4 protein-coding genes are annotated in these 12,712 nt (G+C 39.6%); all 4 read right to left on the bottom strand.

The annotated features are described in order from the left end of the window. Positions 1 to 105 precede the first annotated feature (105 nt). On the bottom strand, positions 106 to 3,510 hold the full coding sequence (locus BMX24_RS18805; protein ID WP_089795585.1) for a T9SS type B sorting domain-containing protein: 3,405 nt from the start codon (positions 3,508 to 3,510) through the stop codon (positions 106 to 108). 112 nt (positions 3,511 to 3,622) lie between these two features. Continuing rightward, positions 3,623 to 6,442: a T9SS type B sorting domain-containing protein gene (locus BMX24_RS18810; RefSeq protein WP_089795586.1), complete on the bottom strand. Its 2,820-nt coding sequence runs from the start codon at positions 6,440 to 6,442 to the stop codon at positions 3,623 to 3,625. A 112-nt stretch (positions 6,443 to 6,554) separates the two neighbouring features. Then, the gene (locus BMX24_RS18815) at positions 6,555 to 9,371 is read right to left on the bottom strand and encodes a T9SS type B sorting domain-containing protein (protein WP_089795588.1); all 2,817 of its coding nucleotides are present in this window, start codon (positions 9,369 to 9,371) and stop codon (positions 6,555 to 6,557) included. Positions 9,372 to 9,506: 135 nt separating this feature from the next. After that, positions 9,507 to 12,638, bottom strand: a complete 3,132-nt coding sequence (locus tag BMX24_RS18820) for a T9SS type B sorting domain-containing protein (RefSeq protein WP_089795590.1) — start codon at positions 12,636 to 12,638, stop codon at positions 9,507 to 9,509. Positions 12,639 to 12,712: the final 74 nt, after the last annotated feature.

Below are 12,712 nucleotides of genomic sequence, written 5' to 3' on the forward strand. Positions count from 1 at the left end.
AACAGGTTAAAGTTATATTAAACTTTGCTATAAAATTGTTAATGAATGTTATAAGACTTTCATTTTATTAAAAATAGACGAAAAATGTTCTTTTTATTAATGGAATTAATAATTTTTTACCAAAAGCCAGCTTGTATATTTCACCGTCGTGCTTCCTTTGAATTCTGTCCAGCTGATGAAATACCAATACGTTGCCGTATTCACGGGTCTTCCGGTGATTTTGCCGTCCCAGATGAATCTGTTGGCCGAATTCCCTCTGAAAACCTCAGCTCCATATCTGTCGAAAATTCTGAATTCTACGTTATCGTTATCCATTAATGCAGAATAATCTATCGTATCATTGTAGCCGTCTGAATTTGGCGTGATGGTATTAATTAAATTAATAATAACAAAAGGTCTGGTCACTTCTTCACATCTGTTGGAATCACGCACGTGAACGATATGATTTCCTCTAGGAACATTCGTAAAGACATTGGTATCCTGCCAGTTTACACCATCCAAAGAATACTGATAAGGAGGAGTTCCGCCGCCAACACCTACAGTAACGGTCGTTCCATTGATTTCAATAGTGGTAATGATCGGAAGAGGAGATTCTGTAACGGTTACATTTTGTCTGTATGTACATCCGTTTACAGTAAGATCTACCCAGTAACTTCCCACACCAACATTAGAAATAGAAGGAGTCGTTGCTCCTGTGCTCCATAAATAGCTGTCGAAGCCTGGTCCAGCGTCTAGTGTGGTTTTTGTTTTAGGACAAATAATTTTATCCACTAAAATATCAGATTTTTTAGGAATTTTAATGGTGATGGTAATAGACGCAACATTAGGACATTCTCCCGGTTTTTCAAATCGGATATAAATAGTCTGCACGCCCGTTAAGTTCATCGGGTTACCGATTGGAGCCAGATCATTTTGTGCATCCGCCAAGCTTCCGTGGAAGCTGAATGTCACAAGAGGATCTATGGTATACTGGGTCATATAAGGAAGTAAATCCATCAATTTAATACCATCCAAATCATCATCACACACTGTAACGGATAAAGTGGTTCTTATCAAAGGAATTTTTCCGGCAACGTTGAAGGTAAGTGGTTTTATCACAGGAGGACATCCGTCAGGAGAATCAACCCTGATGTAGATCGTTGTCGTCGTCGTGTACGACCAGTTGTTGGGAAGTGTATTTGTATTTCCGGCATTGGCATCGGTTAAACTTGCGTAATACCTTACTCCTGTAAAATAAGCAGGGTTACTTAAAACAATCGCGGTAATATCCGATAAAGTAACATTCACGGTACCGTCTACGTTTTCATCACAAAATACTCCTGAATAGTTATCCGTTACGACAGCATAAGGAAATAAATTAAGGGTAATTTCCGCAATATTTTTACAGCCGATGTTATTTTTTACAACGGCATATACTATCGTTCCATTGGCTGCGGTATATGTGGTCGGAGTAGGAATTGAAGTTCCCGGTGTTTCGTTTTGAGCGTTTATTAAACTTGTATAATAAGTAATCGTAACTGGCGAACTACCTGTCACATTGGCTGTTGTTAAGTTAAATACACCCTGTCCTGTCCCGTTAACATTACAGGCATTGATCGCAACATTGTTTACCGTTAAAACCTGAATATTAAGTGTTACTGTCACCGTTTCACAATCGGGGAAGTTGACATCATTTCCACAGAATGTATAGGTAAAAGTATCAGTTGCAGGAGTCCCCGGATTGGTCGGAGTATACGTAATTACACCCGTTGTTGCATTTACGGTTGCTGTTCCTAATGTCGGTGGAGTAAGAATCGCCACGGTAGAAGGAACCGGTGTCTGAGTTGAATTTGTAAACGCAGGAGTAATGGTTTTTGATGTACAGAAATCATACGTTGTCGAGGTTTCTTTTGTACAATTTAAAACTTTAAATTGCTCAGTTACCAGAGGAGCACAGCTTCCCATAGTTACAGAGCAGGTATAATATCCCGGTTGGGTAGGGGTAATAGAAGTGCCTGTCGCACCAGGAATAAGAGTTCCGTTGATATACCATTGATAGGTATCGTAAATAATAGGATCGACGGTAAGAACAATTCCCGGAATACAATCTCCTCCGGATTTTAAAATCACCGGTTGAGTAGGGAATCCCGCAAAGAATCCTCCGTAGCCGACTGCATCACTTCCCGCATTGATTCCCGCTGTAATTGCTTTTGAAGAAACCACAGTGATGGTTCCCACGGTATTCGGAATTCCGTAAGTTACCCAATTGTTGGTTCCTGTCATATTGAATGGTCCTGTTGTCGCCGGCGGAGTAACACCATTTACGGTAACAACAGCTCCTTTTTCTGTAATAAGATTTAATTTGGTAGGAATATTTAAAATCCCACCCGGATTGGCATTAGAATGAACAAAATTTTCATCAATAAAACCAAGCTCATTAATTTGTTTCGGTAAATAACAGTTAAGAGCCGGAATAAAATTGAAACCACCCGTTGCCACTTCATTTCCTACATTATTGGCTCCCGCAAGAACCTGATAGATGTAGGCATTTTTTGTCGTTCTAATATATAAATTATAATGACCGTTTCCCTGAAGCTGATATTTAGAATCGGGGATCATAAAATATTGCCCGGTATTGAGTACTGTTATAGGAGCAAGCTCATTGTTTACACGAACTTCAGTGTTGTCTTCTGTTGCAATAACCAAGGCGCCTTCCATATGTGAGCCAATATTTCCGTTACCTTTTACCAAAGCAAATTCATTTCCCAGCCGCTCCACCGGAACCGCCTGATCCATGAGGATGTCTGAACTGGAAGAAAAGTTTCCGGCATATTGGCCGTTAAAGTTTCCGTTGGTGACATTTACTGGTTTTGTGGCAACAATTTTAGCCCCGATAAAACCATCAGAGTTTCCCGAATTGATTCCATTTCCGTCGATGATATAAGATTGCCCTTTGTTTAAAGTAAAAGTTATGGTGGGAGTGGTAGCTCCGGTAGTTCCGTTTGAGAACTGTGTCGTAGGTTTATATCCTGAAATTGTAACGACGGTATTGTCTTCTGTTGCCAATACACTCGTCATAAAATTAAGAATCGAATTGGTGACGGAGATAGGCGCGCTGGCAGCATAAAATAATTTTCCGGTAGAAGGAATCCCTTTGGAAGTGATGATTTCAGCGTGATTAAAAACAGAAAATCTCAGATTGGCGTAGAAAGGAAATTCTGCTTTTACATACAATCCTTTTGTAATAGGAGTGAAAAGGTCTGCCTGAAGCGTTGTAATAATATAGTTTCGTAAGATATCAATTTTTTGAGGATTGCCTTTGCTGATGTTTACAGTGGCAATTAAGGTATTGTTATTATAAATACTTACCGGAAACGGTGTCGTACGGTTAGTAGAAAGATATAATTTCTGATAAGGATTTGGGTTGCCTGTCCGGTCTACCATAGGCGCAAACCAGTGCTCCCTATCCAATTGAGCAAAAGTAGAGGTGAAAAAATAAAATATAAATAAAAAAGATAAAATTTTCTTCATTCAGAAATTGGTTTTATCACAAATTTAATAATAAAAAGTATTAATAGCTTAAAAAATAAATAAAAAACCATGATTTTAAAATCATGGTTTTCAAAGTTTTATTTAAAGGCTGTTATTCAAGATTTTTTACCAGGATCCAGCCGGAATATTTTATTTGAGTTTGGGCTTTATTAGGCTCTGTCCAGGTGATTTCGTACCAATACGTTGCCGTAGGAACTTTTTTCCCGTACATGGTTCCGTCCCATTTGTAGGCACTGAAGCGGTCGGCTTGGTAGACTTTATTTCCGTATCTGTCATAAATATTGAAGATCAGATTCTTTTTGTATGCTAATTCAGAGTAATCGATATAATCGTTTTTGTTGTCTCCGTTTGGTGTAATTGCATTGAGAAGATTAGGGACAGTTACCGTTACATCGATCGGTTCGCAATTATAAAAATCTTTCACATAAATACTGTTTTCCCCTCTTGGAAGATTTCCGAAGAAATTAGAATCCTGCCACGTAGCACCATCAAGGGAATATTTATATGGTTGAGTTCCTCCAATTACACTTACAGTGATGGTATTATTTTTAATTTCAAGATTTGAAATGACAGGTTGCTCTGCAGCAAGTACTTTTACATCCTGTCTTGTGAAGCATTCTCCTGTTTTTAGCTGTACCCAGTAAGCACCCACCGGAACGGTGATGGCCTGAGTTGTTTCTCCCGTACTCCAACGATAGCCGTCGAAACCTGGACCTGCATCCAGCGTAGCTTTATTTTCAATACAGATAATTTTATCAGATAAAACGGTAGATTTCACCGGTGGAAGTACTACAAGCGTAATCTGCGCGATGCTTGAACATCCGTTTGAGTTGGTTACATTCGCATACACTGTTGTATTTGAAGAAATATATGTTGAAGCATTTGAAATTACATTCGTTCCGTTGTTAAGATCTGCAAGCGTAGGATAGTACAAAATTGTGTATCCGGTTTGAGTTACAATCGGAGCTGTCTCAAGATTGAATGCCGCCATATTCGGGTTAGAATCCAGATAGCAAGATTGTATGGTTACATTTTTCACGGTAGGATTTGGGTCTACTTTTAAGTGTAAAGTTACCTGTTCGCAGCCGACTCCTGTTGTCGGATTTGCGCAGAAATGATACACCATTAAGTCATTACCGATAAAATTTGTATTGGCTGTATAGGTGATGGTTCCTGTGGCAGCATCAATCGTTGCTGTACCATTAGTGGGAGCCGTATCAATTTGTACAGTACTTGGAATAAATGGAACGGTATGATTGGTAAATTTAGGAATGATCGTTTTCTGAGTTTCACAGACAATTAAACTTTTTGTTACCTGCTCGTAGCAAGATTCTACTTCGTAGACCGGTGTGGTTGCAAAACAACCTCCCATTCCCACTTTTACGGTGTAATTTCCTGGCTGCATCGGAGTGTATGTGTACGTTGTTGCTCCGGGAATAGGGTTTCCATTAAGATACCATTGATACGTTTCAAAGCTGTCGCCTGTTTCCAGAATAGCTCCCGGTACACAATCTCCACTTTTACTGATGGCCGGAACCGAAGAGAATCCTGCAAAATATCCACCGTATCCTACAACACCACTTCCTCCTGCAATCCCTGCAGTTACGGCTTTTGTTGAGATAATGGTGACATTTCCGGTTACGCCAGTAAGGGAATAAGATACCCAATCTGTGGTTCCTGTAACGTCGTAAGGTCCCTGAGCAGCAGTTGGTGTCACCCCGTTTACGGTTACGGCAGCTCCTTTTTCTGTTAAAATATTTAATTTAATATTATTTGCAGCCTGAGGAAGCCATTCGATCATCCCGATTTCATCAATTTTTCTTGGTAACAGACAATTGAGCGGGGGTATATAATTAAAACCAATGGTAGCACTGGAAGTTGCCGTTCCCGCAAGAAGCTGGTAGACATATGCATTTTTGGTAGTTCTTACATACATATTGTAATGCCCGCTTCCCTGATCGATATAGTTGACATTATTGGGTTCATTTACGCGATAATGCTGCCCTTCATTGATGGTGGCAACAGGAGCCGGGTTGTTATTGACATAGATTTCAGTATTATCTTCAGTCGCTACCAATAAAACATCTTCAGTTTTTGCAGCAATATTTCCAAAACCTTTTACGATGACAAATTCTTTTCCTAATCTGTCCACAGGCACCGACTGATCCATGACAATATCTCCACCCGTTAAAGACGTACCGATATTATATTCACCAAGGAAGTTTCCGTTTGTAACTGAAATCGGCTTGTCTGAAGTGATTTTAGACCCAATAAAACCTGTTGAATTTCCTGTAACGTTTCCTCTGCCTTCAACAATGTAAGACTGTCCTTTATTTAAAGTAATAGACATGCTTGGCGTTGATGTTGCTGTCACTCCGTTGGTAAAAACAACATTGGGAGAATATCCTGAAATAGTCACCGTTGTATTATTTTCCGTGGCAAGAATTCCTGTTGTGAAATTCATACCCTGGGTAGGATTCGTGATAGGAGCAACGACGGCATAGAATTTTGTACCGACTCCGGCTTTTCCTTTTGATGTTAAAATCTCACCATGCGCCGGAACAACAAATCTGAATGAAGCAAAAAATGGTTTTTCACCTTTCAGATATAATCCTTTCGTGCCGACCGTAAATAGGTCTCCGGCCGTAGATCCTATCATATCTGCAGCAGTGATATTATAAGATTGAGGATTTCCTTTGCTGATCGCCACAGTTGCTATGATCACATTATTATTATAAATATCAACATTGAATGGTGTAGCAGAATCTGTGGAGAGATAAACCGCCTGTTTGGCTGTCGAAGAAAGATTAGCTGCTGAAAATGGAGCAAACCAATGTTCGGTATCCCGTTGTGCTGAAATAGCAATGAAAGTAAATAAAAATAAAACTAATGAGTAGAGTTGTTTTTTCATATTGTGGTGATTAGTTTTGACAAAAATAGAATTTTATTTCTAATTAATTGGAAAAAGCATAAAAAAAACACGGTTTTTAAGCCGTGTTTTTAATAATTTTAATAAAATTGTGTTATTCTCTGTTTTTTACCATAATCCATCCGGAGTATTTTATGGATGTCTTTTTGCTGTTGGGTTCGTTCCAGCTGAGGTCAAACCAATAGTTTCCGGTAGATACTTTTTTGCCGCCTACTGCGCCGTCCCACTTGTATCCGTTGGCTTTATTTCCTTCGTGCATTTTGGTTCCGTATCTGTCGTAAATATTGAAAACAAAATTCGGTTTGTAAGATAATTCTGAATAATCTAAAATATCGTTTACTCCGTCTCCATTTGGTGTAATCACATTGATAAGGTTTGGAACGGTAATTTCCACATCAATAGGATCACAGTTGTAATCATCTTTCACATAGACCTTACTGTTCCCTCTCGGAACATTGGTAAATACATTGCTGTTCTGCCAGTTGATATTATCCAGAGAGTATTGATAAGGTGCTGTTCCTCCGACTGTATTTACGGTAACGGTATTGTTAGAAATATCAATGCTTGAAATTACAGGCTGTTCGGAAGCATACACTTTTACAGTCTGTCTTGTGATACATTCTCCCGTTTTCAAATCAACCCAATAGGTTCCGACTCCTACATTGTTGATGGACTGTGTAGTTGCCCCGGTACTCCACGCATAAGCAGTAAAACCTGATCCGGCGTCTAATGTGGTCGTATCTTCAATACAGATAATTTTATCTTCCAACACATTAGAATAAACAGGCGGAAGAACAATAAGTGTTACTTCAGCCACTCTGTAACATCCGTTGGCGTTGCTTACTTTAATATAGACAACTCCGTTGGGTGCGATATAATTGGTCGGGTTCAAAATCTCATTTGTTCCGTTCTGGGCATCTGTAGGAGATGGGTAGTATTGTTTGGTGATGCCCGTCTGACCTGTCACTGCAGCTAATGTTAAATTAAATAATGCCGTTGCGGGATTAGATGGGATAAAACAAGATCTTAAAGTTGCATTCGTTACGACAGGACTTTCAGAAACAGTTAATGTTAAAGTTACCTGTTCGCAATCTGTAAAATCAGGATCGTTTCCGCAGAATTTGTAAACAATGGTATCTGTTCCGGTAAATCCGAAATTCGGTGTATATCCGATCACACCGCTTGGATCGACAATGACTGTTCCATTAGTTGGTGGCGTTACAATGGTTACCGTACTTGGAACATACGTCTGAGAAGAGTTGGTAAACTCTGGAATAATGGCTTTGTATCCTTCGCAGACAGTCAGTGCTTTTGTAGATTCATGAAGACATGTATACACTTTGTAAACAGGTGTAACTGCAGGAGGACAGGATCCTACCGTGATTCTTACGGTATAATTTCCTGAAACAGCAGGGGTATACGTATTTGAATTGGCTCCCGGAATAGCAGTTCCGTTTAAATACCATTGATAAGTATCATAGCTGTCATCCACTTCCAAAACAATTCCCGGAATACAATCTCCGGTCTGCTTGGCAATTAAAGGAATAGAAGAGAAGCCTGCAAAATATCCTCCATACCCTGCAGAACTGTATCCGCCGTTGACTCCGGCAGTAACTGCTTTTGTAGAAGTAATGGTAACATTGCCGGTAATTCCGGTGATGGCATACGTTACCCATTGTGTATTTCCAGTAAGCGGGTAGGGCCCTTGAGCTGCGGTTGGAGTAACTCCGTTTACAGTAACGGCGGCTCCTACTTCTGTTAAAATATTAAGCTTTAAAGTAATGGCGGAAGTAATATTCGGCATTACATTAATTCTTCCGATCTCATCGATTTTTCTCGGCAAGAAACAGTTCAATGGCGGAATATAATTAAATCCTCCGGTATTGTTTGCAGATCCTGCACCTACCAATTGATACAGGTAAACATTTTTCGTTGTTCTTACATACAGGTTGGAGTGTCCTCCTCCCTGGTCTTTATATTCATTAGCGAGGATTCTGTAATATTCACCTTCATCTATTGTGGCAACAGGCGTAGTTCCGTTATTTAAATAAATATCCGTATTATTTTCTGTACCTACGATGATTCCGCCCTCCATGTTGGCGGAACTTGTGGAGATGCTTTTCACCATGGCGAATTCATTTCCGAGACGATCCGTAGGAACCGACTGATCCATGATTAAATCCGCACCGTCTGATGAAGTTGTGGTTGCATAAAATCCATTGGCATTACCATTCGTTACCGAAACGGGTTTGTTGGATTCTATTTTCGCCCCGATGAAACCGTCTCTGTTTACCGGAGTGGTTGTAGACAAGCCTGTAAGAATATAAGATTGCCCTTTGTTCAACGTAACGGTTAAGGTAAGAGGAGTCGGGGAGGGAACATTAACAAAAGAAATATTAGGATCATATCCGGAAACAGTCACAATCGTGTTGTCTTCAGTGGCTAAAATTCCTGTTGTAAAGTTTTTGTCTGTAGCGGGTACGGTCACCGGCGTCGCTGCAGCGTAGAATTTTGTACCGATACCGGCTTTCCCTTTGGAGGTGATGATCTCACCGTGCGAGCTTACCGCTGCTCTTAATGAAACGAAATAAGCCCGGTCTCCTTTGGTGTAAACCCCAAGATTGGTAGGCACTGCTGCACTTGATGCAGCCGTAGTTCTGATTAAATTTGCATTTAAAGCAAAAGTTTGTGGTGAGCCTTTACTGATGGTAACGGTTCCGATCACGGTATTGTTGTTGTAGATTTTTACCTCAAACGGAGTTGTTGCATCCGTAGAAAAGTAAAGAACGTGATTGTAGACACCGCCCGTAGAAACGTCATAGTAGGGGGCAAACCAATGGTCTGTGTCTCTTTGTGCAAAGAGTGTATTAAGTGCACACAGCATTAATACAAAAGATAGAAATCTTTTCATAAATATGGAATTAGGATTAATGCAAAAATAGGAGAATTTTATTTAATTATTAAAATACCCTTAAAAAAGAAGGGTTGGGACAAATAAAAAACCACGATTTTAAAATCGTGGTTCAAAATTTTTATGTTGAAAATTTTAGTCAATGTTTTTTACTAAAATCCATCCGGTGTACTTAATTGGAGTTTTTTCTTTGTTTGGTTCATTCCAATTGATGTGATACCAGTACGTTCCTGTTACTATTTTTTTGTCGTAATGTTTACCATCCCACTTATAGTTGTTGAACTTATCTCCTGTGAAGATTTTGTTCCCATATCTGTCATAGATTACGAAAGAAAGATTGTTTTTATAGGCTAATTCGCTGTAATCGATGAAATCATTTTTATTATCCCCGTTTGGAGTAATTGCGTTGATCAGATTCGGTACGGTAACTTCTACAGAGATTGGTGTACAGTTGTAAGAATCTTTTACATAGAATATATGCTGTCCTCTTGTAAGTCCTGTGAATACATTAGAATCCTGCCAGTTTGTAGGCGCATCCACTGCATATTGATAAGGAGCTTTTCCACCTGTTACATGCACTGTCACTGTATTGTTAGAAATTTCAAGTTCTTTAATGACTGGATCTTCAGCTTTTTTAACATTTACAAATTGCTTAACAAAACAACCGTTGTCTTCAAGAATTACCCAATATGTTCCAACAGGTACTCCTGATAAAACCTGAGTTGTAGCTCCGGTGCTCCATTCGTAAGAAGCATAACCAGGTCCTGCATCAAGATTGGTTCTGCTGTCGATACAGATCGTTTTATCAACCAATAGAGGAGATCTCTTAGGAGGAATTACTTTTAAGATAATTTTGGCGATCGCATAACATCCGTTGCTGTTGTATACTCTTACATAAGCCGCTCCGTCTCCTGAGATATGAGCCTGAGGATTCATGATCTCATTCGTTCCGTTGTTGGCATCCGTGAATGTAGGATAATATTTTTTAGTGATCGGCGTTACCGATGAAACGTTTGCAATTGTTAAATCAAACTTAGCTTTTGTTTCGTCCATTTCAAGGAAACATTCGCTTAAAGTAGCTTCGTTTACCGTTGGTGTAGGAAGGAACTCTAAAGTGATTTTAGCATTTCCGGTACAGCCTTCGTTAGTCGTTACTTTTACATATACAAATCCTGCCGCAGAAAGATAATTGGTAGGGTTTGTAATCATATTGGTTCCTGCATTAAGATCTGCAAGAGTAGGATAGAATTTCTTCACTACAGGATCATACAAAGTAACGATCGCTGTTGTAAGGTCAAAGAATCCTTTTCCGTCGTACTGACATGCTTTGATTGTAGCGTCATTTAAAACGAAAGGAACAACATTTAAATTTAATGTTACATGTTCACAGTCGATAAACTCAGGAGCATTGCCACAGAACTGATAAACAATCTGGTCTGCACCTAAATATCCAGCATTTGGAATATAAGTGATTTGTCCTGTTGATGGGTTCAGTGTAGCGGTTCCGTGTGTAGGGTACGTAAGAATTGTTACTGTACTTGCTACCGGAGTCTGAGATGTATTGAATGAGAATGTAGGTGTAATTACCTTGGTTGCACACGCATTTAATGTTGCTGTTGTATTTTTAACACAAGAGAATACTTTATAAATCGGTGTTGTAACAGGAGGACATGTTCCCATTGTTACTTTTACCGTGTAGTTCCCCGCCTGTGTAGGTGTATGAGTCGCTTGTGTAGCACCTGAGATAGCAACGCCATTCAGATACCATTGATAGGTTTCAAAACTGTCGTCTACTTCCAGTACGATTCCCGGTACACAGTCTCCTGATTGTTTTGCAATAACAGGGATTGATGAGAATCCGGCAAAATATCCGCCATATCCTACCGCTCCACTACCTCCTGCAATACCTGCAGTAACTGCTTTTGTGGAGTTTACCGTAACGTTTCCGGCTAGCCCGGGAATGGAGTACGATACCCAAGCTGACGTACCCTGAACAGGATAAGGTCCTTGTGCTGCAGTCGGTGTGATGGGCGCTCCGCCATTAGTACTATACGTAACCGTAGATCCGGTTTCTGTTAATATATTTAATTTAATATCCGGGCTCGCACTTCCGTTAAGATCATTAATGAAAGCGATTTCGTCAATTTTTCTTGGTAAGAAACAGTTCAAAGGTGGGATATAGTTGTACCCTAAAGTTGCAATACTAGTTGCAAGACCTGCAAGAAGCTGATAAACATATACATTTTTAGATGTTTTAATGTACATGTTGTAATGTCCGTTACCTTGATCTATATAGTTGACGTTATTCGCCGGGTTTCCGTTATTCGGGCCATTTACTCTGTAGAACTGTCCTTCATTAAGGGTTGCTACCACAGGGCCCCCGTTGATCTGTATTTCTGTGTTGTTCTCCGTTGCAATGATCAATGCATCTTCCATTTGAGCGGTTACGTTTCCGTTTCCTTTTACCAAAACGAATTCGTTTCCTAACCTGTCAACCGGTACAGACTGGTCCATGATAATATCAGAACTTCCACCTACAGCTCCCCAAGAGAATTGTCCGTTGAAGTTACCGTTGGTCAAAGAAACAGGTTTGTCAGATTCGATTTTGGCACCGATGAAACCTGATGAATTCGCAGTGATGTTTCCTCTTCCTTCAATGATGTATGATTGTCCTTTGTTTAAAGTAAAAGACATGGAAGGAGTCGTTGCTCCGGTAGTTCCGTTGGAAAAAGTAACGCCGGCTGAATATCCTGAAACTGTAACAACCGTATTGTCTTCAGTCGCCATGATACCTGCCATAAAGTTGTAGATACCACCACCTCCGATATCTGTAATAGGAGCGGCAGCTGCGTAGAATTTTTTACCGATACCGGCTTTTCCTTTAGATGTCAAAATCTCACCGTGGCTCGGAATTGAGAATCTAAGGTTGGCATAATAAGGTTTTGTACCTTTGGTGTAAAGTCCTTTTGTGATTGGTGTAAACAGATCTGCCTGTGATGAAGTAATGATAGTCGCCAGAGGGACTACAAAAACCTTAGGGTCTCCTTTACTGATTGTTACAGTACCAATGACAGTATTATTATTGTAAATATCTACTGGAAATGGTGTTGTAGAATCAGTGGAAAGGTAGATAGCCTGGTTATTGGTACCTCCCGTTAAACCCGTTCTGTTCATCATTGGGGCAAACCAATGTTCTGTATCCCTTTGTGCAAAGAGAGTATTAATCGTCAAAAAAACTAATACTAAACTAAGTAGAAATCTTTTCATATAGTGGGAAATTAGGATTTCTACAAATTTAGAATAATATTTGAAATATTGTTAATAAAATGTAAAGAAAGTTA

This window comes from Chryseobacterium wanjuense (assembly GCF_900111495.1).
Lineage (GTDB): Bacteria > Bacteroidota > Bacteroidia > Flavobacteriales > Weeksellaceae > Chryseobacterium > Chryseobacterium wanjuense.

Bases quoted from the DNA above. Each gene is read 5' to 3' on its own strand.
- BMX24_RS18805 (WP_089795585.1), bottom strand. From the start codon at position 3,510: ATGAAGAAAATTTTATCTTTTTTATTTATATTTTATTTTTTCACCTCT.
- BMX24_RS18810 (WP_089795586.1), bottom strand. From the start codon at position 6,442: ATGAAAAAACAACTCTACTCATTAGTTTTATTTTTATTTACTTTCATT.
- BMX24_RS18815 (WP_089795588.1), bottom strand. From the start codon at position 9,371: ATGAAAAGATTTCTATCTTTTGTATTAATGCTGTGTGCACTTAATACA.
- BMX24_RS18820 (WP_089795590.1), bottom strand. From the start codon at position 12,638: ATGAAAAGATTTCTACTTAGTTTAGTATTAGTTTTTTTGACGATTAAT.